25 protein-coding genes and 1 tRNA gene are annotated in these 22452 nt (G+C 54.2%); 14 read left to right on the forward strand and 12 right to left on the reverse strand.

Annotated elements, in window-relative coordinates:
- Positions 1 to 22: 22 nt before the first annotated feature.
- The 7 genes from J2125_RS13480 to lpxO all read left to right on the forward strand — a co-directional run bounded on the left by J2125_RS13480 (position 23) and on the right by lpxO (position 6925).
- On the forward strand, positions 23 to 718 hold the full coding sequence (locus J2125_RS13480) for an amino acid ABC transporter permease (protein WP_017798942.1): 696 nt from the start codon (positions 23 to 25) through the stop codon (positions 716 to 718).
- A 4-nt stretch (positions 719 to 722) separates the two neighbouring features.
- Positions 723 to 1478: an amino acid ABC transporter permease gene (locus J2125_RS13485; RefSeq protein WP_017798941.1), complete on the forward strand. Its 756-nt coding sequence runs from the start codon at positions 723 to 725 to the stop codon at positions 1476 to 1478.
- Positions 1479 to 1487: 9 nt separating this feature from the next.
- Positions 1488 to 2225, forward strand: a complete 738-nt coding sequence (locus J2125_RS13490; RefSeq protein ID WP_026111411.1) for an amino acid ABC transporter ATP-binding protein — start codon at positions 1488 to 1490, stop codon at positions 2223 to 2225.
- Between the two features lie 290 nt (positions 2226 to 2515).
- Positions 2516 to 3226, forward strand: coding sequence for an ABC transporter ATP-binding protein (locus tag J2125_RS13495; RefSeq protein ID WP_017798939.1), 711 nt, complete (start codon positions 2516 to 2518; stop codon positions 3224 to 3226).
- Positions 3223 to 4194, forward strand: a complete 972-nt coding sequence (locus tag J2125_RS13500) for an ABC transporter substrate-binding protein (RefSeq protein ID WP_017798938.1) — start codon at positions 3223 to 3225, stop codon at positions 4192 to 4194. The genes J2125_RS13495 and J2125_RS13500 overlap by 4 nt, the downstream gene beginning before the upstream one ends.
- Before the next feature lie 31 nt (positions 4195 to 4225).
- Positions 4226 to 5866: an ABC transporter permease gene (locus J2125_RS13505; protein ID WP_017798937.1), complete on the forward strand. Its 1641-nt coding sequence runs from the start codon at positions 4226 to 4228 to the stop codon at positions 5864 to 5866.
- Positions 5867 to 6022: 156 nt separating this feature from the next.
- The gene (gene lpxO, locus J2125_RS13510; protein WP_017798936.1) at positions 6023 to 6925 is read left to right on the forward strand and encodes a lipid A hydroxylase LpxO; all 903 of its coding nucleotides are present in this window, start codon (positions 6023 to 6025) and stop codon (positions 6923 to 6925) included.
- Positions 6926 to 7282: 357 nt separating this feature from the next.
- On the opposite strand, the gene J2125_RS13515 is transcribed toward lpxO, so the two are convergent.
- The 6 genes from J2125_RS13515 to aspA all read right to left on the reverse strand — a co-directional run bounded on the left by J2125_RS13515 (position 7283) and on the right by aspA (position 12651).
- Positions 7283 to 8038, reverse strand: coding sequence for a phosphoribosyltransferase (locus J2125_RS13515; protein ID WP_017798935.1), 756 nt, complete (start codon positions 8036 to 8038; stop codon positions 7283 to 7285).
- A gap of 226 nt (positions 8039 to 8264) precedes the next feature.
- Positions 8265 to 8340 (reverse strand) — tRNA-Phe (locus J2125_RS13520).
- Positions 8341 to 8439: 99 nt separating this feature from the next.
- On the reverse strand, positions 8440 to 9018 hold the full coding sequence (gene dicD, locus J2125_RS13525) for a division control transcriptional repressor DicD (RefSeq protein WP_017801140.1): 579 nt from the start codon (positions 9016 to 9018) through the stop codon (positions 8440 to 8442).
- A 31-nt stretch (positions 9019 to 9049) separates the two neighbouring features.
- Complete coding sequence (locus tag J2125_RS13530) at positions 9050 to 10768, reverse strand: protein-disulfide reductase DsbD (protein WP_017801139.1); 1719 nt, start codon at positions 10766 to 10768, stop codon at positions 9050 to 9052.
- Positions 10744 to 11067 (reverse strand): divalent cation tolerance protein CutA, encoded by a 324-nt coding sequence (cutA, locus tag J2125_RS13535; RefSeq protein ID WP_017801138.1) that lies wholly within the window; start codon positions 11065 to 11067, stop codon positions 10744 to 10746. The genes J2125_RS13530 and cutA overlap by 25 nt, the downstream gene beginning before the upstream one ends.
- Before the next feature lie 147 nt (positions 11068 to 11214).
- Positions 11215 to 12651: an aspartate ammonia-lyase gene (aspA, locus tag J2125_RS13540; RefSeq protein WP_017801137.1), complete on the reverse strand. Its 1437-nt coding sequence runs from the start codon at positions 12649 to 12651 to the stop codon at positions 11215 to 11217.
- A gap of 343 nt (positions 12652 to 12994) precedes the next feature.
- Between aspA and J2125_RS13545 the strand changes: the two genes are divergently transcribed.
- The 4 genes from J2125_RS13545 to J2125_RS13560 all read left to right on the forward strand — a co-directional run bounded on the left by J2125_RS13545 (position 12995) and on the right by J2125_RS13560 (position 16196).
- The gene (locus J2125_RS13545; protein ID WP_017801135.1) at positions 12995 to 13453 is read left to right on the forward strand and encodes an FxsA family protein; all 459 of its coding nucleotides are present in this window, start codon (positions 12995 to 12997) and stop codon (positions 13451 to 13453) included.
- A gap of 217 nt (positions 13454 to 13670) precedes the next feature.
- Positions 13671 to 13964 carry a co-chaperone GroES gene (locus J2125_RS13550; RefSeq protein WP_017801134.1) on the forward strand — a complete coding sequence of 98 codons (294 nt, stop codon included), beginning with the start codon at positions 13671 to 13673 and terminating at the stop codon, positions 13962 to 13964.
- 48 nt (positions 13965 to 14012) lie between these two features.
- Positions 14013 to 15659 (forward strand): chaperonin GroEL, encoded by a 1647-nt coding sequence (gene groL, locus J2125_RS13555; RefSeq protein ID WP_017801133.1) that lies wholly within the window; start codon positions 14013 to 14015, stop codon positions 15657 to 15659.
- 189 nt (positions 15660 to 15848) lie between these two features.
- On the forward strand, positions 15849 to 16196 hold the full coding sequence (locus J2125_RS13560) for a DUF4156 domain-containing protein (protein ID WP_017801132.1): 348 nt from the start codon (positions 15849 to 15851) through the stop codon (positions 16194 to 16196).
- A 40-nt stretch (positions 16197 to 16236) separates the two neighbouring features.
- Here J2125_RS13560 and epmB read toward each other — a convergent pair whose 3' ends face one another.
- Positions 16237 to 17265: an EF-P beta-lysylation protein EpmB gene (gene epmB, locus J2125_RS13565; protein WP_026111693.1), complete on the reverse strand. Its 1029-nt coding sequence runs from the start codon at positions 17263 to 17265 to the stop codon at positions 16237 to 16239.
- Positions 17266 to 17305: 40 nt separating this feature from the next.
- On the opposite strand from epmB, the gene efp reads away from it, so the two are divergent.
- The 3 genes from efp to J2125_RS13580 all read left to right on the forward strand — a co-directional run bounded on the left by efp (position 17306) and on the right by J2125_RS13580 (position 18307).
- Positions 17306 to 17872 carry an elongation factor P gene (efp, locus tag J2125_RS13570; RefSeq protein ID WP_017801130.1) on the forward strand — a complete coding sequence of 189 codons (567 nt, stop codon included), beginning with the start codon at positions 17306 to 17308 and terminating at the stop codon, positions 17870 to 17872.
- A 57-nt stretch (positions 17873 to 17929) separates the two neighbouring features.
- Positions 17930 to 18061: an entericidin A/B family lipoprotein gene (locus J2125_RS13575; protein WP_017801129.1), complete on the forward strand. Its 132-nt coding sequence runs from the start codon at positions 17930 to 17932 to the stop codon at positions 18059 to 18061.
- Between the two features lie 111 nt (positions 18062 to 18172).
- Complete coding sequence (locus tag J2125_RS13580) at positions 18173 to 18307, forward strand: entericidin A/B family lipoprotein (RefSeq protein ID WP_017801128.1); 135 nt, start codon at positions 18173 to 18175, stop codon at positions 18305 to 18307.
- A 46-nt stretch (positions 18308 to 18353) separates the two neighbouring features.
- Here the strand turns inward: J2125_RS13580 and J2125_RS13585 are convergent, their stop codons facing one another.
- From J2125_RS13585 to frdA, 5 genes are all read right to left on the reverse strand, one after another.
- Positions 18354 to 18878, reverse strand: a complete 525-nt coding sequence (locus J2125_RS13585) for a lipocalin family protein (RefSeq protein WP_017801127.1) — start codon at positions 18876 to 18878, stop codon at positions 18354 to 18356.
- Positions 18879 to 18951: 73 nt separating this feature from the next.
- Positions 18952 to 19308: a fumarate reductase subunit FrdD gene (gene frdD, locus J2125_RS13590; protein ID WP_017801126.1), complete on the reverse strand. Its 357-nt coding sequence runs from the start codon at positions 19306 to 19308 to the stop codon at positions 18952 to 18954.
- Positions 19309 to 19318: 10 nt separating this feature from the next.
- A complete protein-coding gene (gene frdC / locus J2125_RS13595) occupies positions 19319 to 19714 on the reverse strand; it encodes a fumarate reductase subunit FrdC (RefSeq protein WP_017801125.1) in 396 nt (131 codons plus the stop codon).
- Positions 19715 to 19724: 10 nt separating this feature from the next.
- Positions 19725 to 20459 carry a succinate dehydrogenase/fumarate reductase iron-sulfur subunit gene (locus tag J2125_RS13600; protein WP_017801124.1) on the reverse strand — a complete coding sequence of 245 codons (735 nt, stop codon included), beginning with the start codon at positions 20457 to 20459 and terminating at the stop codon, positions 19725 to 19727.
- On the reverse strand, positions 20452 to 22242 hold the full coding sequence (gene frdA / locus J2125_RS13605) for a fumarate reductase (quinol) flavoprotein subunit (RefSeq protein ID WP_017801123.1): 1791 nt from the start codon (positions 22240 to 22242) through the stop codon (positions 20452 to 20454). Before frdA ends, J2125_RS13600 begins: the two co-directional genes overlap by 8 nt.
- Positions 22243 to 22452: the final 210 nt, after the last annotated feature.

The raw sequence follows: 22452 nt of genomic DNA on the forward strand, positions 1-22452 counted from the left end.
TTAACCACAGAGGGGTGAAACGATGACACTCGATTTTAGTGCCGTCATGACCGGCCAGTTTGGGCAGATGATCGTCGATGGTACGGTAGTCACCCTGAAGCTTGCATTCGGCTCCTGGCTGCTGGCGATGTTTATCGCCCTGCTGCTGGTGGTGATCCGCTTAACTGAGAAACGCAGCGCGGTATGGCTGGTAAAGGCGTATGTCTCCTGGCATCGTAATGTGCCAACTCTGGTGCAGTTAATGGTGTGGTATTTCGCCATCCCGACCTTGTTGCCGGAAGATATGCAGATGTGGATCAATGACTTCGATGCCGAATTCCTGTTCGCCATGTTTGCGCTGGGTCTGTGCCAGGCGGCCTATTTCTCTGAAGATATTCGCAGCGGTTTACGCGCCATTCCTGAGGGGCAAAACGAAGCGGCGCGGGCGCTGGGCATGGGTTATGTGCGCGCGATGCGTTCGGTGATTTTACCGCAGGGCATCCGTAATGCGCTGCCATCACTGCTGAACCATACGGTGCTACTGTTTAAAAATACCAGCCTGGCGATGGTGATTGGTGTCGCCGAGTTAACCTATGTTACCCGCGATATCGAAAACAAAACCTTCCGCACTTTTGAGTCTTACCTGGTGGCATCCGTCGGCTATCTGTTCTTTTCACTGCTGTTGATGGCTGTCGGTGCGCTGCTGGCGCGTCACTTCCAGCGCGCTTACGCGAGGTAATCCGATGTCTGATATCTTCACGATTCTGCATGATAACGGCATGCTGTTTCTGATGGGACAGTATCCGAACGGCGCGCTGGGCGGCATTCTCTGTACCCTGTTGATCTCGCTGCTGGCGGTGCTGTTTGCTTTTCCGGTTGGCGTATTGCTGGGGCTGGCGCGTCTGTCGCCGTATCGCTGGCTGAGCTGGCCGGCAGCATGCTGGGTGTATCTGCTGCGCGGCATCCCGTTGTTAATGGTGGTGTTCTGGACCTATTTCTGTGTGCCATTACTGATTGGCCACAATATCAGCGGCTTTACCACCATGCTCTGTACGCTGGTGATTTACGAGAGCGCTTATATTGCGGAGATTGTCCGCGGAGGCATTCAGGCGCTGCCAGGCGGGCAATATGAAGCCTCGCGCGCGCTGGGCATGAGTTATATGAAAACGCTGCGGCTGGTGATTTTACCGCAGGCGCTGTACAACACGCTGCCAAGCCTGGTCAGCCAGCTGGTGTCGATTATTAAAGACAGCACCCTCGGTTACGTGATTAACGTGCCGGAGCTGACCTACGCCGCTAACCAGGTGAATAACCAGTTGCTGACCAAACCTTTCCAGGTGTTTGCCATTGTGGCGATTGGTTATTACATCATCTGTTTCAGCCTTACCTGGCTGGCGAATAAACTTGAAGAACGTATTGCGCGTAAGCGCCGCAATGATCGCCCGGAAGGCAACACGGCGGCGAAAGCCATGCTACTGACCAAAACTCAATCGCAATAAGGATCGATAATGAGACCCATGATATTGTTCAATCAGGTCAACAAGTGGTATGGCGAATACCAGGCACTGACCGATCTGAGTGCTGAAATTAAAAGTGGTGAAGTGGTGGTGGTTTGCGGCCCTTCCGGTTCCGGCAAATCGACCCTGATTCGCACCGTTAATCGCCTTGAGCCGATTGAGCAAGGGCAGATCCTGTTTGATGGCATTGATATTCACGGCACCAGCACGCGCCTGAATCAGTTGCGCACCCGCATAGGTTTTGTGTTCCAGAGTTTTAACCTGTTCCCGCATGTCTCGGTGATTGAAAATATTATGATGTCACCGATTAAAGTGCTGGGCGAGAAGCGTGCCGCCGCGCGCAGCCATGCCGGTGAATTGCTGGAACGCGTGGGCTTATCGCATAAGGCCGATGCTTATCCGGCGCAGTTATCCGGTGGTCAGCAGCAGCGCGTGGCGATTGCGCGGGCATTAGCGATGAAGCCGCCGGTGATGCTGTTTGATGAACCCACCTCGGCGCTCGATCCGGAAATGGTCGGTGAAGTGCTGAATGTGATGCGCGGTCTGGCGCAGGAAGGGATGACCATGATGTGCGTGACCCACGAGATGAATTTTGCCCGCGAAGTGGCGGACACCATCTGGTTTATGGATCAGGGCCAGATTCTGGAGAAAGCGGCGCCTGAGCGCTTTTTTAGCAATCCACAGCATGAGCGCGCGAAGCGTTTTCTCAGCGATTTGCGTCAGCATTGAGATTGCTGCATTGCAGGGGAGCCGTGTTCGGCTCCCGTATTGCCGCAGACACAGTGCCAGCCATCGGCACGAGCGGCGAGAACGCCATCCCTGCACACCATACCCCAACATTATTTGTTCATAACCTGCTTCATCTGTTTGCAATAAAGCCGCTATACAGTCGGGCCATCAAATCCCAAAGAGGATAACAATTTGATGGCTCCCCTGAGTTTTTCAGCGGTGAGCGCAACCCGTCGGATGTCGGCCACGGGGGTTTTGCCTGCTCCTTTATATGTTAAAGGAGTGGTGTGATGCGCGCGCTTACCTCTATCCATATGCAGGATATCGGCTACGCCTTTGGCGAGCAGATGATCCTCAACCATATCACCCTTGATATTGAGGCGGGCGGTATCGTCGCCTTACTCGGCCCGTCCGGCTGTGGCAAAAGTACGCTGCTGAAACTGATTGCCGGTTTGCTGCAACCGCAGCACGGCGCCATCCTGTTTGGCGAGCAGCTGGTGGCCAGTAGCCGCTTTAGTCTGCCTCCTGAGCAGCGCGATCTCGGTATGGTGTTCCAGGATTATGCCCTGTGGCCGCATATGACGGTGGGGCAGAATGTCGCGTTCCCCCTCATTATGCGCAAAGTGTCCGCCGTCGAACGACGCGAGCGGGTCGCTGAAACCTTATCCCGCGTCGGCCTTGCTGATTTTGCCCATCGCAAACCCGCTGACCTGTCTGGCGGTCAACAGCAACGCGTGGCGCTGGCCAGAGCGATTATCGCCGAACCCCGTATTCTGCTGTTTGATGAGCCACTCTCCAATCTCGACAGCACGCTGCGCGAAGCATTATGCCGCGAGATGGCGCAACTGCTGCGCCAGCTGGGTACCACCGCGATATATGTCACTCACGATCGGCGCGAAGCAGAATTGCTGGCCGACCGGATTGTGCATCTGTCGCTGGGATCCGTCGCCACCATCGATACCGTTCAAACCACTTCAATATCTCCAGGGGAATCCGTATGAAAACAGTGATGTCGTTTAAAACAGGGGTAATGCTAACCATGATATTAACCTCCGCGGTGGCGGCGATGGATGCGCAGGCGCTGACCGTCTATACCGCCGGTCCAGGCTCACTGGCGAAAAGCCTTGCCAGTGGTTTTGAGCAGCAGTCCGGCGTAAAGGTGAATATTTTCCAGGCGACCACCGGTAAGGTAATGGCGCGTCTGGAGGCCGAGCAGGCCAATCCGCAGGCTGATATTCTGATTTCCGCCTCATGGGATACCGCCGAAGATCTGCATAATCGCGGCTGGCTGCTGCCTTATCAGAGCGCCAATGCGCAGCAGGTGCCGGCGATGCTCAAATCCGCCGACTATATTGCGCAGGGGGTATCGGCGCTGGGGATTGTCTGGAACAGTAAAAGCGGTACGCCGGAACCGCAAGAGTGGCAGGACCTGACCTCAGCGGCGTTTAAAGATCAGGTGACCACGCCGGATCCGGCGCTTTCCGGCGCGTCGTTGGATCTGCTGATTGGCTTACAGAACGGTATGGGTGACAAGGCCTGGCAGCTGTTTTCGCAACTGAAAGCCAACGGCATGGTGGTCAGCGGTCCGAATGCCCAGGCGGTGACGCCGGTGATGCAGGGGGCTAAAGCGGCGGTGTTCGGCGCCGTGGATTACGTCTCTTACGGCAATATTGAGCAGGGCGAATCACTGAAGGTGATCTTCCCGGCCAGCGGCACGGTGGTGGCGCCGCGTCCGATGATGATTTTAAAAACCACCCAGCATCCGCAGGAAGCAAAAGCGTTTATCGACTATGTGCTTTCGCCTGCAGGGCAGGCAAAAGTGGCCGATGCCTGGCTGATGCCCGCGCGTACTGATGTTTCTGCCAGACGTCCGTTGCTTAACGATCTGAAACTGTTGCCGACCGTCAGCGATGGCACCAGTGAACGTAGCGAAATCCTTAAACGATTCAATACGTTGTTTGCGAACTGATTACAGGACGACAGGCGTGAAGCAATATCTGATGCCCGCTTTTACCGTGATGCTGCTGGTGGTGCTGGTAGCATTGCCGCTGCTGTTTATCGTGTTGCAGGCAGTGTTTCCCGGTTTAAGTGAAGGATCCCTGCATCATCCGCTGGCAGCGCTGTGGGCGCTGTTCGACGATGCGCAGTTTCCGGCGCTGCTGGGCGGTACGCTGCATATTGCCACCGGTGTGGCGCTCTGTAGTGTAATGATTGGCTTGCCGCTTGGCGTCGCGCGCGGCCTGTTCAGGCTGCCCTGCGCGCGCGTATGGGATCTGCTGTTTCTGATCCCCTTTCTGACGCCGCCCTATATCGCCGCACTCTCCTGGACGCTGGTGTTACAAACCCGTGGCTATCTCAGCCAGCTGCTCGGTTTTGATCTTAATAACCTGCTGTTTAGCAGCAGCGGGATTGTGCTGGTGATGACGCTAAATATCTTTCCGGTGGTCTATTTCGCCGTCTCACGCAGCCTGCTGGCCAGTGGTCAGCGTCTGGCGACGGTGGCGCGGGTGCACGGCGCCAGCGGCTGGCAGGCGTTTCGCCATATCACCTTCCCGATGCTGACTCCGGCGCTGGCGGCCGGGGGATTACTGGCGTTTACCCTGGCGATTGAGGAGTACGGCGTGCCTGCGGCGCTTGGTTCACGCGCCGGGGTGGTGATGCTGACTGTCAGCATTGAGAGGAAACTGGCCGACTGGCCAATCGATCTGCCGGGCGCTGCGATGTTGTCGCTGCTGCTGGTGGCGATTGCCCTGACGGCCTGGTGGGCGCAGCGCAGGCTGGTCGGTGAGAAGGATGTCACCAGCATTACCGGCAAACCGGTGCAGGAGAGCGCGATTGATCCCGGCGTCTGGCGCGTGCCATTGCTGCTGGTAATGAGCGCGGTCGTCCTGCTGGCGGTGGTATTGCCGATTGCCTCAATGTTATTAACCGGTTTATCCGCGACCCTGTCCGGTGGTGTCAGCATCGCCAATCTGACCTTTGATCACTATCGCGCGATTGTCAGCCAGCAGGGGGATGCGTCGCAGGCGCTGCTTACCAGCCTCAGTCTGGCACTGGCCTCCGCGCTGATCACCGGGGCGATTGGCCTGCTGGTTTCATGGCTGGTGGTGATGCAGAAAATCCGCGGCAGGCAGCTGCTGGATGCGCTGTCACTGATGCCCGCCGCGCTGCCTGGCGTAGTGGTGGGAGTAGGATTAATTTTGCTGTGGAATCGATCCTTCTGGCCGGTTTCGCCCTATAACAGCTGGTTTATTCTGTTGCTCTCCTATTGCTGCCTGCTGTTACCCTGGCCGGTTCGCTATGTGAGTAGCGCCCTGCAGCAGCTGGGAGGGAATCTGGAACCAGCGGCGCGGGTGCATGGCGCCACGGCGATGCAGGCGCTGCGTTTTATTGTTCTGCCGCTGGTGTTTCCTGCACTGCTGGCGGCAATGTTAATGGTGTTTGCCATCGCTTCGCGCGAGCTGGTGACCTCATTGCTGCTGGCGCCGGCCGGAACGCAGACCGTTGCGGTATTTATCTGGCGCCAGTTTGAACAGGGGTCGGTCGGGCAGGGCATGGCGATGGCAACCCTGACGCTGGTGGTGGGGCTGACGCTGATGCTGACGGCGATTTTTCTGATGCAACGCGGCGTTAAGCGCTAACCGTGAAACTTTAAAACCCGGCTAAATGCGCGCTGGGTTGGAATTTTGATCAATAGCGCTGCGCGGTTAAAACAGCGGGTATTACAATCAGCGGGATATCAAGGGGAGCACGCGCACGGCGTGCTTAATATGTTGTTCATAGGTGCTAAGGCAATTATGAAATACATTATTTTAGTCCTTTTTATTTGCTGCGTTGTGTATGTCCACTACCGGGGCCGCGTACGTTATAACTTCTGGCGTCAGCTTGCCGATCACTCAACTTTTACTGCGCCGATGAACGTCTTTATGTATCTGTTCTCGCGCGCACCTGTCACGCCTTACCTGCAACCGGCGCAGTTTCCTGAACTGGCCTTGCTGCAACAGAACTGGCGAATCATTCGCGATGAAGGGCAAAAGCTGATGGAAATTCAGCAGATTAAAGCCTCAGATAAATACAATGATGCAGGTTTTAACTCTTTCTTTAAAACCGGCTGGAAGCGCTTCTATCTGAAATGGTATGAGGAAAGCCATCCTTCGGCGCTGGCGTTATGCCCGCAAACCACCACGTTACTGCGCGGATTGCCGTCAGTAAAAGCCGCGATGTTTGCCGAATTACCGCATGGCAGCCGTTTGCCGCGTCACCGCGATCCCTATGCCGGTTCGCTGCGCTACCACCTCGGTCTGATCACCCCTAACGATGATCGCTGCTTTATTGAAGTGGATGGTGAGCGCTACAGCTGGCGTGATGGCGAAGGGGTACTGTTTGACGAAACCTATCTGCACTTTGCCGAAAATATGAGCGGGCAGAACCGGCTGATTCTGTTTTGTGATATCGAAAGACCGATGCGCTACCGCTGGGCGCAGGCGGTGAACCACTGGCTGGGACGCCACCTGATGAGTGCGGCGACGGCGCCGAATGCAGACAGTGACCGCACTGGCGGCGTGAACCGGCTATTTAAATATATTTATGCAGTGCGCCTGGTTGGTAAGCGACTGAAAGCATGGAATAAACCTATCTATTATCTTATCAAGTGGATTTTATTTGGCGGCATAGCGGTGGGGATATTTTTGGCCATTTGAGCAAAGCAGGGCGGGCGGCCCGGGGAGGCGTTGTAGAATCATCTGATCAGTGTGCTGGCCGCCTGTTACGGCAAAATATAAACGGGAGGTTTATTAATCTGACAGGTTGCCATTTAACAAAAAGCTGAAAAGCAAAAAGGAGAGCTTACGCTCTCCTTTCAACATCATTTCTCTACGACAACATATTATGCTGAAGGGTTAGCCGCTGCCTAACCAACTGGATATTCGTCTTTTACAGACCGACCCCAGCCAGGGTGCCTACGCGGGTCTCATCTGGATTTATAGAGCGGGGAGACTCAAGCACACTCTGTGCTGTTCTTTATACACCTGTCCTCATTTATGCTCAAGTGGAGCAGATTACCTGCCTGAGGAACTAAACAAACAAGCGGCATCAACTGTGGCGCCAGGATATTGCTGCGATATGATATGTGCGGCAGTGCTTAAGGTGGTTCCAGTAGCCATCAAATCATCAACAATAAGAATTCTTGTTGGTAGAAATGTTAGCGTTGGAACAATATTTAGCCTTAAAGGAGGAAGAATTCCACGGAATTTCGTCGGGATACTTTTCAGTGAAAATTTGCCATTTAAACCAACCTCTTTGGCTTGTAACTTTATACGGAATTCTATTCTCCGATTATTTTCGATATCAATATCTGCCTTATCAAGAAGCATGAAGGCTTCTTCCACCGTAACCTTTCGCAAAAAATCCGTTATATGTCTGGCCTGAAATTTACGCGCAAACCGTCTGCCTGTTATATGGCTGATATTGTGCGCAGATGGCATAGAAATGATGTGCTGATATCCGGCAGGCTCTTGTGTCGCGATATTGTGTAAAATAAACCCAAAGCTATCGTAAAGCCTTCTGATACTTGCAATATCGGTGAACAATCCCTCTTTGCGTTTCAGGGCATATATCAGTGGGCAGTTATCACCAGGTTTACGCTGTTGGCGGTCACGTCTGTGCTTACCTGATAAAAGTTGTCGCCTGAAAACAGAGTAGACTTTTAAGTCGCCTGATTTCTCAATCGTGGGATTTCCTTCGGGGCTGGTCAGTAGCCAATCCCGGCAAGAGTGATCAACGATAACATGCTGTCCCTGCAATATTAATCCCACAATACGTTCCCCTGAAAATAAGGAAGCAGCAGTATAACAGCCTGTGAATATCAGCTGCATCTGGTTGTGGGGAGTGTCGGGGTGTGGTTTTGCGTGCTGGAGCAGAAATTGTTTTTGGTTGTTAGTCAGGCAGTTTGCCGGCGATAAAGGGGAAGGCGATCAGAGGGGGTAACATTGTCAGACCCCGGAAAGCAAAAAACCAGCCACAGGCTGGTTTCTTTAAAGATGGTGCCCGAACCCGGAATCGAACCAGGGACACGGGGATTTTCAATCCCCTGCTCTACCGACTGAGCTATTCGGGCAACGGGGCGCATTAAACCGTAAAGGCCGTCTGGCGTCAACGGCTTTCTGTGAAAAATACGCCAACTGCCTGATTTTCATTCAGCCAGAGTAAATCTTCATCAGGTCAGGGCGCCATTTTTGCGGCAAAGGGCAAAACGCAGTACATCTTCCGCCAGCTGGCGTGCGGTCGCGACATCCTGCACTTTACGTTTTACCAGCAGCCGGCTCAGGCAACCTTCCAGAATTAACTCCATCTGCTCCGCCACCAGCGCGGGATTATCCGTCTCCAGTTCACTCAACAGCTGATGGGTGTACTCCCAGGACGCGCGTTTTTGCTGTTCGGCCAGCTGGTGAATCGGATGGTCGGTTTGCGGATAGAAACTGCAGGCGGCGATAAACAGGCAACCCGGAAAGCGGCCATTATTTACTGACTCTTCCAGTACCTTATAACGTGCCAGCAGCTTGTCTTCGGCGTTTAGCGTCTCATCCAGCAGCAGCTGGCGGCGCCAGCCATCAATCTGCTGACCATGAAAACGCAGGGCGTCGTACAGCAGGGCATGGCGATCGGGCCAGAAGCGCTGAAGCTGTTCTTCACTCAGGTTCACGTCGCCAGCCAGCATCGTTAACGATGTGGTGGCTGCCAGTCCGTTTTGCTCAAGCACGTTTAGCGCATGCTCGAGTACTTGTTCACGTTGCAAGTGAAGCTCCTCTTGAATGCGTGTTTCTCATTTAGCGCGCGACTTTCTGCAAATGCGCAGCAAAAGTTGCGGCATTCATATAACCCGTTATACGTGAATCAGGGATCTCATTTCCGTTGGCGTCAAAAAAAAGGATAGTCGGTAATCCCAGTACCTGTAAATGCGCCAGTAATGCGCTGTCACTGCTGTTGTTGCGCGTTACATCCGCTTGCAGCAGTTGTAACGAAGCCAGTGAGCGCTGCACCTGTGGATCGCTAAAGGTGTACTTCTCAAACTCTTTACAGGCGACGCACCAGTCAGCATACAGATCGAGCATACTGATTTTAGCCTGATTATTTTGCAGCGCATGACGCAAATCTTCGTTGGTGGTGATGCGGGTAAAATTGAGATGAGCTGCGTTACTGACACTCTGCGGCGCGCCAAAAGCCCAGTCCTGTAATGGACGCACGCTGATTAGCGCCGCCAGCAGCAGCAGCAGTTGTAATCCACGCAGCCAGCCTTTAGCTGAACGCAGGCTGATAATAAACGCCCAGCCAAAGAACGCGACGCCCAGCAGGCTCCACAGGCGCAACCCCCACTGTTCACCGATCACCCGCTCCAGTAAAAATACCGGCAGCGCCAGAATGACAAAGCCAAAACCCTCTTTCACCGTCTGCATCCACGGGCCGCTTTTAGGCAGCAGTTTATTGCCAAACAGCGTGACCACAATCAGCGGCAGTCCCATCCCGAGGGCATACAGATAGAGGGTTCCCGCCCCCGCCAGCATATTGCCGCTCTGGGCGATATACAGCAGGATAGCGCTCAGCGGCGCGGTGGTGCATGGCGAGCAGATTAAGCCCGCCAGCGCCCCCATCAGCAATACGCCCGGCAGCGAGCCGCCTTGCTGGCGATTACTCCACAACGTCAGGCGGGTTTGCAGCGCAGAAGGCAGTTGCAGGCTGAACAGGCCAAACATCGACAGTGCCAGCAACACAAACAGCGTCGACAGGCCGATCAGCACATAAGGGTGTTGCAGCGCCGCCTGGAAGCGCAGCCCGGCAGCCGCCACCACCACGCCCATCAGGGTGTAGGTCAGCGCCATCCCCTGCACATACACCAGCGCCAGAGCCAGCAGACGCGCGAAGGAGAGGCGCTGGCTACCGCCGAGAATAATACCGGAGATCAGCGGATACATCGGCAGCACGCAAGGGGTAAACGCCACGCCAATCCCAATCAGCAGCGCCCACAGCGGCGAGAAGGGCAGTTTGCTTACCGGCGCAATGCTGGCCGGTGCAGGCTGGCGGTTATCAGCGGCAGGCGGTGCGGTATTTGCCGCGACCTTGCTTAGCGGAATATCGCGGCTTTCCGGTGGATAGCAGAAACCGGCGGCGGCGCAGCCCTGATAAGTCACGCGCAACGTTGCGTCGCCATCAGCCTGTAACAGGGTCAGCGGCAGGGTTATATCATCAGGGTAGATCTCGGTTTTGCCGTAGAACTCATCCTCATGGGCTTTGCCGGTCGGCAGCGTGTAGGCCGCCAGCCGCGCGGCATGTGGCTCAATGCTAATCTGCTGGCGATACAGGTAGTAACCAGGTTTCACCTGCCAGCTAAGGGTTAGCTGACTGGCTTTCTGACTGAAATCAAAAACAAATGCCTGATTGACCGGTACAAACTGGCTGTTGCCTGGTTGTCCGAACAGCGAGGCGCTGGCCTGAAGGCTGAACAGGCCAATGATCAGAATAAAAGCTAACTTAACGATGCGCTGAGCCATGACAGGTAATCACTCTCTCCATGTTGTACGGGCAAAACCAGCAGTTCCGGCGTCTGGTAAGGATGTGCGGCTTTCAGTAAATCAATCAGCGCCTGCTGATGAGTGACATCACTTTTCAGCAGCATCTGAACTTCGGCAGTCTGTTCAAGTTTCCCTTCCCAGTAATAGAGTGAAGTGGCGCCAGGCAGCAGGGTGATACAGGCGGCAAGCTTAGCCGCCAGCGCCTGCTCGGCTAACTCCTGGGCGCTATCTTCATCCGGTGCGGTGCAGAGCACCACCACAGCAGTGGACGGGTTCATAATGCACTCCTTCAGGGATATCAGCAGACTATATCATGGGCGGTTTGCGCAGGCTTTTTCAGGATGTAAATAGCAGCGACCACAATAAAAAAGGCACGTCGTTCTGAGAACTGACGTGCCTGTAAAAATGGCTAAGTAGTCGATGTTTTATTGTTCGTTTTCATCGGTATAGCGTTTGGCTTTATAGGCCGGGTGCATCAGGTTCTGGATCGAGAAAATATCGTCGAGTTCCGCTTCGGTCAGCAGGCCGCGTTCCAGCACCACTTCGCGTACGCTCTTACCGGTCTCCGCACAGATCTTACCGACGATATCGCCGTTATGGTGGCCAATATACGGATTCAGATACGTCACGATGCCGATGGAGTTAAACACATAGGCTTCACACACCGCTTTATTCGCGGTAATGCCGTTGATGCATTTTTCCAGCAGGTTGTAACAGGCGTTGGTCAGAATATGGATTGACTCAAACAGCGCCTGGCCAATCACCGGTTCCATCACGTTCAGCTGCAGCTGACCGGCTTCTGACGCCATGGTGACGGTGATATCGTTGCCAATTACCTTAAAGCACACCTGGTTTACCACTTCCGGCACCACCGGGTTGACCTTGGCGGGCATAATCGACGAACCGGCCTGCAATTCCGGCAGGTTGATCTCATTCAGACCGGAACGCGGGCCGGAAGAGAGCAGGCGCAGGTCGTTACAGATTTTCGACAGTTTTACCGCCAGGCGCTTCAGCGAGGAGTGCACCATCACGTAAGCACCGCAGTCGGAGGTGGCTTCAATCAGATCTTCCGCCGGAATGCAGGGCAGGTTGCTCACTTCCGCCAGTTTCTGCACCGCCAGCTGCTGATAGCCTTCCGGGGTGTTCAGACGGGTGCCGATGGCGGTAGCGCCAAGGTTCACTTCCAGCAGCAGTTCCGCAGTGCGCAGGATGCTGCGGATCTCTTCATTCAGCAGCACGTTAAAAGCATGGAACTCCTGACCAAGCGTCATTGGCACCGCATCCTGCAACTGGGTGCGGCCCATTTTCAGCACCGATTCAAACTCCACGGCTTTACGCTGGAAGCCTTCGCCTAACTGGCCGATGGCATCCAGTAATTTCAGGATCGAGCTGTAGACCGCAATACGAAAACCGGTAGGGTAGGCATCATTGGTTGACTGGCATTTGTTAACATGGTCGTTCGGGTTGAGGAACTGATAGTCGCCTTTCTGATGGCCCATCAGCTCAAGGCCAATGTTGGCCAGCACCTCATTGGTGTTCATATTTACCGAGGTTCCGGCGCCGCCCTGGTAAACATCCACCGGGAACTGATCCATACATTTGCCGTTATTCAGCACTTCATCACAGGCCTGAATAATGGTGTTGGCGATATTGCGCGGAATAGTCTGAAGTTCCTTATTCGCCATTGCCGCTGCTTTTTTCACCATTACCATGCCGCGCACAAATTCAGGGATATCGCTGATTTTGCTGTTACTGATATAAAAATTTTCAATCGCACGCAGAGTATGAACACCATAATAGGCATCAGCCGGAACTTCCCGCATGCCTAGCAGGTCTTCTTCGATACGAATGTTTTGAGTCATGAGAACCTTCTTGTTATAGCTACCGGTTAAAACATCACAAACGATGTGATTATTTTGTCGTGGATGGTCTGTGCCGATATTTTATCCATTATCGGTCAGGCGAGCACGATCATATGCTGTTACGTCAGAAATGCCGCAATCCAGATCACTTTCCGGCAATTTATTAACGAGACGGTGTTAACAATATGTGATCTTAGCCTCAAAAATAAGCCGGTACAGGAAATTCAACATATCAGGTTGAAAAAGGCGCTTCGCGCTACCATCTATTTGGATACGATCGCAATGATCGCCATTTTCTGCCGTCGCGCATGATGCGGGATGGCCTTACCACCAGGAGATTACTGTGCGCTGGTTACCATTATTAGTGTTTTTTCTGCTGGCCTGGATTGAGATTTCGCTGTTTATCCAGGTGGCACACGTGATGGGCGTACTGCTCACCATGCTTCTGGTGGTCTTCACCTCCTGCATCGGCGTCTCGCTGGTGAAAAATCAGGGCGTGAAGAACTTTATGCTGATGCAGCAGAAGATGGCGGCGGGTGAGAGTCCGGCTGCCGAGATGATCAAAAGCGTTTCGCTGATTATCGCCGGTTTCCTGCTGCTGCTGCCCGGCTTCTTTACCGATTTTATCGGTCTGTTGCTGTTGCTGCCGCCGGTGCAGAAGCACCTGACGATTAAACTGATGCCGCATTTGCGCGTCTGGCGCGGTCCGGGCGCCGGTCCCGATAGCGGACAGACGTTTGATGGTGAGTTTGAGCGTAAAGATGTTAACCGCATCGAACATGACGATCATAAGGATCGTTAACATCAACGATATCAATGATGGGTGGAGCATGCTTCACCCATTTTTTTTGGCTGCTTGTCGCGTAAATAGCCGATTATTCGCGTGAAAAGAAAAAAAATATTTTTTTGCCCTTGAAAGCGGACGCCGCTGGCCCTATCTCTTCCGTCACGAGGCCGAGAGCAAATGTGCGCGGCTTTCATCCCAAAATAGATTGGACTTCTCAAAGGAGAGCTATCACATGAAAATTCGTCCATTGCACGATCGTGTAATTGTTAAGCGTAAAGAAGTTGAATCCAAATCTGCTGGCGGCATCGTTCTGACCGGCTCTGCGGCCGCGAAATCGACCCGTGGTGAAGTTCTGGCGGTGGGCAATGGCCGCATCCTGGAAAGCGGTGACGTGAAGCCACTGGACGTGAAAGTGGGCGATGTGGTCATTTTCAACGAAGGCTACGGCGCAAAAACTGAAAAGATCGACAATGAAGAAGTGTTGATCATCTCTGAAAGCGACATCCTGGCGGTTGTTGAAGCGTAATCTACGCGTAACTCACTTAACGAAACCAATTTTAAGGGAATTTTAAAAATGGCAGCTAAAGACGTAAAATTCGGTAATGACGCGCGCGTAAAAATGCTGCGCGGCGTGAACATTCTGGCAGATGCAGTCAAAGTGACCCTCGGCCCGAAAGGCCGCAACGTGGTTCTGGACAAATCTTTTGGTTCACCAAGCATCACTAAAGATGGCGTTTCTGTCGCACGTGAAATCGAGCTGGAAGACAAGTTCGAAAACATGGGCGCGCAGATGGTGAAAGAAGTTGCCTCTAAAGCGAATGACGCTGCGGGCGACGGCACCACTACCGCAACCGTTCTGGCGCAGTCCATCATCAACGAAGGCCTGAAAGCCGTCGCTGCTGGCATGAATCCAATGGATCTGAAGCGCGGCATCGACAAAGCGGTTATCGCTGCTGTTGAAGAGCTGAAAAAGCTGTCAGTTCCTTGCTCCGACTCTAAAGCTATCGCGCAGGTTGGTACTATCTCCGCTAACTCCGATGAAACCGTCGGTACTCTGATCGCTCAGGCGATGGAGAAAGTGGGTAAAGAAGGCGTGATCACCGTTGAAGAAGGCACCGGCCTGCAGGATGAGCTGGACGTGGTTGAAGGTATGCAGTTTGACCGTGGCTACCTGTCCCCTTACTTCATCAACAAGCCAGAAACCGGTTCAATCGAACTGGAAAGCCCGTATATCCTGCTGGCTGACAAAAAAATCTCTAACATTCGTGAAATGCTGCCAGTGCTGGAAGCCGTGGCGAAAGCCGGCAAACCACTGCTGATTATCGCGGAAGATGTTGAAGGCGAAGCGCTGGCTACCCTGGTGGTTAACACCATGCGCGGCATCGTGAAAGTGGCTGCGGTTAAAGCACCTGGCTTCGGCGACCGTCGTAAAGCCATGCTGCAGGATATTGCTATCCTGACTGGCGGTACCGTTATCTCTGAAGAGATCGGTATGGAGCTGGAAAAAGCGTCGCTGGAAGATATGGGCCAGGCGAAACGCGTAGTTATCAACAAAGACACCACCATCATCATCGATGGCGTGGGCGAAGAAGCTACTATCTCTGGTCGTGTAGCACAGATTCGTGCACAGATTGAAGAAGCCACTTCTGACTACGATAAAGAAAAACTGCAGGAGCGCGTAGCGAAACTGGCAGGCGGCGTAGCCGTTCTGAAAGTTGGCGCAGCAACTGAAGTTGAGATGAAAGAGAAGAAAGCGCGCGTTGAAGATGCCCTGCACGCTACCCGTGCTGCGGTTGAAGAAGGCGTAGTTGCTGGTGGTGGCGTGGCGCTGGTGCGTGTTGCCTCTAAACTGACTGGCCTGGTTGGCGCGAACGAAGACCAGACTGTTGGTATCAAAGTTGCGCTGCGCGCAATGGAATCTCCACTGCGTCAGATCGTATCTAACGCCGGTGAAGAGCCATCTGTTGTCACCAACAACGTGAAAGCGGGTGACGGTAACTACGGTTACAACGCGCAGACTGAAGAGTACGGCGATATGATCGCCTTCGGTATCCTCGACCCAACTAAAGTGACCCGTTCTGCTCTGCAGTACGCGGCTTCTGTTGCTGGTCTGATGATCACGACCGAAGCGATGGTGACCGACCTGCCTAAAGGCGACGCACCTGATTTAGGTGCTGCTGGCGGCATGGGCGGCATGGGCGGTATGGGCGGCATGATGTAATCCCCCCTTGCTGTGAAGCGAAACCCTCTGTCAGTAATGGCAGGGGGTTTTTCTTTTTCGGGGGAAAATAGTATAAGTAGTGGCGCAGTGATGAAACTGGACGGATGAATTGGCAAGGGATGTTTAAGAAAACCCTCGGTTTTCTGGTACGCTTCTGCCTGACTCTGATGATAATAAATGGGGAATAAAATGCGGATTAACGTCTTGCTGGGACTCTCTGTCGCGGCGATGCTGCTGGCAGGTTGTAGTAGCACTAAAGAGCTGGACTCAGCTGGCCAACGCGTGACTTTTACCGATCAGCAACCAGCCAGCAGCTGTCAGCTGCTGGGTAATGTAACCGGCTCACAAAGTAACTGGCTGAGTGGTTCCGGTGGCGAAGGCAGTTCACTGCGCGGCGCGGCTAACGATCTGCGTAACCGTGCGGCGGAAATGGGCGGCAATGTGATTTATGGCGCAACCAGCCCAACACAGAATATGTGGTCCAGCTTTGCACCGCTGGATAGTAAAATGAGCGGCCAGGTTTATAAGTGCCCGTAAGAACTCTGTAGGGGCGGCTTTTCGCCGCCCTGTGCAATTGCTATTCCTGACGTAACTGCAAATCCAGCGGCGTTTTACTTGGTTCACCACCAATTTCGCGCGCCAGCTTCGGCACCATATAACCCGACACCATCGCCAGTAACTCACGCACAATTGCCCGCGCCTCGCTATCCGGCACGTAAAAGTGCGCCGCGCCCTGAACTTTATCCAGCACATGCAGATAGTAGGGCAGCACGCCGGCATCAAACAGCGCATTGCTCAGATCCGCCAGCGTGCTGGCACGGTCATTGATCCCGCGCAGCAATACACTTTGATTAAGCAGCGTGACGCCCGCGCGTTTCAGCATCTGCATGCCCTGGCGCAGTTCATCGTCAATTTCCTGCGCATGGTTGATATGGGTCACCAGCAGCACCTGCAAGCGTGACTGCGCCAGACGCTGGCACAGACCTTCAGTAATACGCGCCGGGATCACCACCGGCAGACGGCTGTGAATACGCAGGCGCTTCAGGTGCGGAATCGCCTCCAGCTGACTAATCAGCCAGTCCAGTTCGTAATCTTTCGCCATCAGCGGATCGCCGCCGGAAAAAATTATCTCGTCAAGTTCCGCATGCTGGCGTATATAGTCGATGGCGTTTTGCCAGTTACGCTTATTGCCCTGGTTATCCTGATAAGGGAAATGGCGGCGGAAGCAGTAGCGACAGTTAACCGCACAGCCACCTTTTACCAGCAGCAAGGCGCGGTTGTTATACTTATGCAACAGTCCCGGCACGACGCTGCTCTGCTCATCGAGCGGATCAGTACTGTAACCCGGTGCGTCGATAAACTCCTGCTGTGCAGTGAGAACTTGCAGTAGTAGCGGATCCTGCGGATCGCCTTTTTTCATCCGCCAGACGAAGGCTCGTGGTACGCGCAGGGCGAAAAGCCGGCGCGCGTCACGTCCTGCAACCAGCTCCGGATGCGAATCCAGCGCTAAAAGTTGCAATAATTCATTCGGTTCAGTGATTACATCAGCAAGTTGCTGTAACCAACCTTCTCTGTCAGGGGTATTTAGGGTTACAATGTGTGCCATTTTTTTGGCTAAGTACCAGTATTAATATTAGAGGGCCTTTATGGCGACTTATTCTAGCAACGATTTCCGTCCCGGTCTTAAAATCATGTTCGAAGGCGAGCCTTACGCTATCGAATCCAGCGAATTTGTTAAACCTGGTAAAGGTCAGGCATTCGCTCGTGTAAAAATGCGTCGTCTGCTGACCGGTAGCCGCGTTGAGAAGACCTTTAAATCTACCGACTCCGCTGAAGGCGCTGACGTAGTAGATACCAACCTGAACTACCTGTACAACGACGGCGAATTCTACCACTTCATGCACCCTGAAACCTTCGAACAGCATCAGGTTGAAGAGAAAGCTGTAGGTGATGCGGCGAAGTGGCTGCTGGATAATGCAGAATGTATCGTCACGCTGTGGAATGGTAAGCCGATTCAGGTTCTGCCACCAAACTTCGTTGAACTGGAAATCGTTGATACCGATCCAGGCCTGAAGGGTGATACCGCAGGTACCGGCGGCAAGCCAGCTAAGCTGTCTACCGGCGCAACGGTAAAAGTGCCACTGTTCGTGCAGATTGGCGAAGTGATCAAAGTTGACACCCGCTCTGGCGAATACGTGTCACGCGTAAAATAAGATTGCTGAAGGGCGTACTCAGGGTACGCCTCTCTTTTTCAATGTGAGAACCGGACGATGATTAAGTTCGCTAAATTGATCGCCATCGCGTTGTTGATGACTACCGCGCTTAGCGCCTGCAATACTTTCCATGGCTTTGGCCGCGATGTGGAACACCTTGGCGGCGCCATCTCCCGCGCAGGAAAATAATTTCCTCAGTTCTGAAAAATTTCCTTTTAACAGCGAGTAGCAGGCAAAGTCGCCATTCAGCGCCTATGCTTAGCATGCTGTACTTAGACTTCTACTTAAAAGGAAATTGTTATGTTAAAGAAGAGTATTGCTGCAATTTTTTCCGTGCTAATCCTTTCCAGCCTGCTTTCTGCCTGTAACACCACGCGTGGCGTTGGCGAGGATGTTGAAGCCGGTGGTCAGGCGATTCAAAAAAGCGCAGATTAATCTGTTTTACCGGTACGGTGTCTTTCCGTACCGGTCACTTCCCGCCTTAGCGTTGCTCAACCCAGATTAACTTATCGACCGGAAAGTTAGCCTGGCGCGCTTTCTCTGTCAGCTGCTGTTTAACCGTGCTATCCAGCTGCGGTGTGCGCGACAAAATCCACAGATAATCACGATTCGGGCCACAGACCAGCGCATGCTGATAGTTATCATCCAGCGCAATCACATTGTAGCCACCATAGAACGGGCCAAAGAATGACACTTTCAGCGCCGCCCGCTGTGGTTCACCGGTGAAATACGCTTTGCCAACGCTCTCTTTCCACTGCTGTTTCTGCAGATTAAAGCCACGATTCACCACTTTCAGGCCACCATCCTCGCGCTTGCTGTAGGTTGCGGTGACCTGTTCCAGTCCGCGTTCAAAGGGATGGTCAAGACGGGCGATCTCGTACCAGCGGCCAAGATAACGGTCGGCATCAAAGCCTTCAATCACGGTGACATTTTTCGGCGGGGTGGTGCTACAGGCGACAGAGAGCAGGGTACTGGCAACGGCGACCAGCGTTTTCCACAGTTGCATATGCTATTCCTTTACAGATGAATAGCTTGAGTATAGATGAAGATAAGCGGCCCGCAGGGCCGCTTATCGTCGGTTACAACGTCAGCACGCCAATCACTGTCACCACACTGAGAATGGTCGCCAGACCATAAAACAGCCATTTCCCGGCGGGCAGGTGGATCTGCAAATCATGCATGCAATGATGCAGACGGTGCAGGGCGCACCATACTGGCAGGACAATCATCAGCAGAATAAACAGGCGGCCAGACCACGTCTGAGCAAACGCCAGCAGACGCGGGTAGTCGAGCGCGCCATCGGGATAAGCGCCGAGCGGCAGCAGCACGCCAACGATCAGCAGCAACGCCGGCGTGGCAATGGCCGCCCACATACCGCCAGCGCCAAACAGCCCCCAGAAAATCGGTTCATCAGAACGATGAGGTTGCGGTTTCATGGTTGTCTCCTTAAGCAAACAGCGCGATAGCCACAATCGCCAGCGTAAACAGCAACATCACCAGCCAGAGCGCGATCACCACCGGCGCAGGTCCCATTTTTTCACCTTTAATCACGATAATTGCCGCTTTCGGCGCCAGATCGAACCAGGTTTTGCTGTGCAGCAACGCGGCCAGCAGCGCGACAATATTCAGCACCAGCACCACCGGATGTTGCAGGAAACCAACAAAAGCGGTCCAGCTTTCGGCGCCGTTTTTCAGCGCGTACAGACCAAAAATCAGTTCAATACTGAACCACAGCGCCGGAATGGCGGTGCCTTCACGCAGCATATAGAAACGATAGAATCCCAGCTGCTGCCACCAGTTACGCGGCATGCTGTGGATCCAGGGTTTACGTTTAGTCAGCATCGGGTGCTCCTTATTGTGGCCTCAGCATGGCGATCATAAAGTCTTTACTGCTCTCGACTTTGCCCTGCTGAATGGCGGCGGCGGGATCGACATGCTTCGGACAGACTTCCGAGCAGAAGCCGACAAAGGTGCAGCGCCAGACGCCATTTTCACCATTCAGTTGCGGCATGCGCTGCGCCTTACCTTTATCGCGGCTGTCGAGGTTGTAGCGGTGCGCCAGCGTAATCGCCGCCGGGCCGATAAATTCCGGATTCAGGCCGAACTGCGGGCAGGCGGCATAGCAGAGACCGCAGTTGATACAGCCGGAGAACTGATGGTATTTCGCCATCTGCGCCGGTGTCTGCTGATGCGCTCCCTGCTCGGGCGTGCGGTCATTGCCAATAATCCACGGCTTAATCGCTTCGAGGCTCTCGATAAAGTGGGTCATATCGACCACCAGATCGCGCTCGACCGGGAAGTTAGCCAGCGGCTCCACCCTGATGCCATGCGGGTAATCACGCAAAAAGGTTTTGCAGGCCAGCTTCGGCACGCGATCGACCATCATGCCGCAGGAGCCGCAAATCGCCATCCGGCACGACCAGCGCCAGGAGAGATCTTGCGCGAGGTTATCTTTGATATAGCCCAGCGCGTCCAGCAGCGAGGTCTGCTCATCGTAAGGCACCTGATAGATCTCGTTATGCGGCGCCCGATCCTGTTCCGGGTTATAACGCTGGATGGTCACTGGCAGGGTTTTCATCTCAGACATGATTCTGCTCCTTTTTATCTGCCGCGTCGGCTTCCCCGCCGTACATCCGCTTCGCTGGCGGTAAACGGGTGATATTTACCGCGTCATACGCCATGCGCGGCGCGCCGTCAGGGGTGTAAAAAGTCAGGCTATGCTTGAGGAAGTTATGGTCATCGCGTTCGGTGCAGCCTTCATCAAGACGCTGATGCGCGCCGCGCGACTCGGTGCGGTTGATGGCCGAATGCGCCATACACTCCGCCACTTCCAGCCCGTGCGCCAGTTCGATGCTGTACAACAGCTCGGTATTAAACACGCTGGAACTGTCGCTGATGCGCACCCGCTGAAAGCGTTGTTTGAGTTCGGCCAGTTTATCGACGGTTTTTTGCATCAGTTCCGGTGTGCGATAGATGCCGCAACCCTCTTCCATCGCCATGCCCATCTCATCACGCAGCGTTGACCAGTGCTCGGTGCCTTGCTGATTGACCAGCCCCTGTAAGCGTTGCTGAATATCGCTGGCCTGCGCATCCAGCAGCGCGCCATTAGCCGCAGCGCTGCTTTGCGCACGCTGTGCCGCCTGCTCACCGGCAAGGCGGCCAAACACCACCAGTTCCGCCAGCGAATTGGAACCCAGACGATTGGCGCCATGCAGACCCACCGATGAACACTCGCCAACGGCAAACAGCCCCTGAATGCGGGTTTCACACTGCTGATTGGTTTCGATGCCGCCCATGGTGTAGTGCGCGGTCGGGCGTACCGGGATGGGCGCGCTCACCGGATCGACGCCGACATAGGCTTTGCTTAGCTCGCAGATAAACGGTAAGCGCTCATGCAGCTTTTTCGCGCCGAGATGGCGTAAGTCGAGGTACACCACATCGCCCCGCGGCGTGGCGACGGTGCGTCCGGCGCGCCATTCATGCCAGAACGCCTGCGACACTTTATCGCGCGGTCCCAGCTCCATATATTTATTGCGCGGTTCACCCAGCGGCGTTTCCGGTCCCATGCCGTAATCCTGCAGATAGCGGTAGCCATCTTTATTGACCAGAATGCCACCTTCGCCACGACAACCTTCGGTCATCAGGATGCCGGAGCCCGGCAGGCCGGTAGGGTGATACTGCACAAACTCCATATCGCGCAGCGGCACGCCATGACGAAATGCCATGCCCATGCCATCGCCGGTAACAATGCTGCCATTGGTGTTATAGCGGTAGACGCGCCCCGCGCCGCCGGTGGCCAGCACCACGGCATTGGCGCGAATCTGCACCAGGCTGCCCTCCATCATATTCATCGCTACCACTCCGCGCGCCTGGCCATCATCGACCAGCAGATCGAGAACAAAATGCTCATCGAAGCGCTTAATTTGCGGATATTTCAGCGAGGTCTGAAACAGTGTATGCAGCATATGGAAGCCGGTTTTATCGGCGGCGAACCATGTGCGCTCGATCTTCATACCCCCAAAGCGGCGCACATTAACGGAGCCATCGGCTTTACGGCTCCACGGACAACCCCACAGCTCCATCTGGATCATTTCGCGCGGGCAGTGGCTGACGAAGTAGTCAACCACATCCTGCTCACACAGCCAGTCGCCACCGGCAACGGTGTCGTGGAAATGGGAGTCGAAGCTGTCTTGTTGTTGCGTGACGGCGGCGGAGCCACCTTCAGCAGCCACGGTATGGCTGCGCATGGGATACACTTTTGATACCAGTGCAATGGTCAATTGTGGACTGGCTTCGGCGGCGGCAATCGCTGCTCGTAGCCCGGCGCCACCGGCGCCGACGATTACCAAATCAGCATTAAAGGTTTGCACGGTTCCCTCCCTGTTAAGGTCGATGTCATCGTAAATATTCACCGTGAAAGGCTCTTTTCCCGGTGAATTAGCTGGTTAAAGCGTGGAAACTCTTCTTGCGACGCGGGCAGTATAAGCCGGTAAAAAAGCGCGAGATTTGATGTGTTCGGCTATTTAGGTGGGAAAATGCACAGAAGTTTGTCTGTTTACCCCGATACGGGTAGACTTCAT

Source organism: Winslowiella toletana (assembly GCF_017875465.1).
Lineage (GTDB): Bacteria > Pseudomonadota > Gammaproteobacteria > Enterobacterales > Enterobacteriaceae > Erwinia > Erwinia toletana.

Bases quoted from the DNA above. Each gene is read 5' to 3' on its own strand.
- J2125_RS13480 (WP_017798942.1), top strand. From the start codon at position 23: ATGACACTCGATTTTAGTGCCGTCATGACCGGCCAGTTTGGGCAGATG.
- J2125_RS13485 (WP_017798941.1), top strand. From the start codon at position 723: ATGTCTGATATCTTCACGATTCTGCATGATAACGGCATGCTGTTTCTG.
- J2125_RS13490 (WP_026111411.1), top strand. From the start codon at position 1,488: ATGAGACCCATGATATTGTTCAATCAGGTCAACAAGTGGTATGGCGAA.
- J2125_RS13495 (WP_017798939.1), top strand. From the start codon at position 2,516: ATGCGCGCGCTTACCTCTATCCATATGCAGGATATCGGCTACGCCTTT.
- J2125_RS13500 (WP_017798938.1), top strand. From the start codon at position 3,223: ATGAAAACAGTGATGTCGTTTAAAACAGGGGTAATGCTAACCATGATA.
- J2125_RS13505 (WP_017798937.1), top strand. From the start codon at position 4,226: ATGCCCGCTTTTACCGTGATGCTGCTGGTGGTGCTGGTAGCATTGCCG.
- lpxO (WP_017798936.1), top strand. From the start codon at position 6,023: ATGAAATACATTATTTTAGTCCTTTTTATTTGCTGCGTTGTGTATGTC.
- J2125_RS13530 (WP_017801139.1), bottom strand. From the start codon at position 10,768: ATGGCTCAGCGCATCGTTAAGTTAGCTTTTATTCTGATCATTGGCCTG.
- cutA (WP_017801138.1), bottom strand. From the start codon at position 11,067: ATGAACCCGTCCACTGCTGTGGTGGTGCTCTGCACCGCACCGGATGAA.
- aspA (WP_017801137.1), bottom strand. From the start codon at position 12,651: ATGACTCAAAACATTCGTATCGAAGAAGACCTGCTAGGCATGCGGGAA.
- J2125_RS13550 (WP_017801134.1), top strand. From the start codon at position 13,671: ATGAAAATTCGTCCATTGCACGATCGTGTAATTGTTAAGCGTAAAGAA.
- groL (WP_017801133.1), top strand. From the start codon at position 14,013: ATGGCAGCTAAAGACGTAAAATTCGGTAATGACGCGCGCGTAAAAATG.
- J2125_RS13560 (WP_017801132.1), top strand. From the start codon at position 15,849: ATGCGGATTAACGTCTTGCTGGGACTCTCTGTCGCGGCGATGCTGCTG.
- epmB (WP_026111693.1), bottom strand. From the start codon at position 17,265: ATGGCACACATTGTAACCCTAAATACCCCTGACAGAGAAGGTTGGTTA.
- efp (WP_017801130.1), top strand. From the start codon at position 17,306: ATGGCGACTTATTCTAGCAACGATTTCCGTCCCGGTCTTAAAATCATG.
- J2125_RS13575 (WP_017801129.1), top strand. From the start codon at position 17,930: ATGATTAAGTTCGCTAAATTGATCGCCATCGCGTTGTTGATGACTACC.
- J2125_RS13580 (WP_017801128.1), top strand. From the start codon at position 18,173: ATGTTAAAGAAGAGTATTGCTGCAATTTTTTCCGTGCTAATCCTTTCC.
- J2125_RS13585 (WP_017801127.1), bottom strand. From the start codon at position 18,878: ATGCAACTGTGGAAAACGCTGGTCGCCGTTGCCAGTACCCTGCTCTCT.
- frdD (WP_017801126.1), bottom strand. From the start codon at position 19,308: ATGAAACCGCAACCTCATCGTTCTGATGAACCGATTTTCTGGGGGCTG.
- frdC (WP_017801125.1), bottom strand. From the start codon at position 19,714: ATGCTGACTAAACGTAAACCCTGGATCCACAGCATGCCGCGTAACTGG.
- J2125_RS13600 (WP_017801124.1), bottom strand. From the start codon at position 20,459: ATGTCTGAGATGAAAACCCTGCCAGTGACCATCCAGCGTTATAACCCG.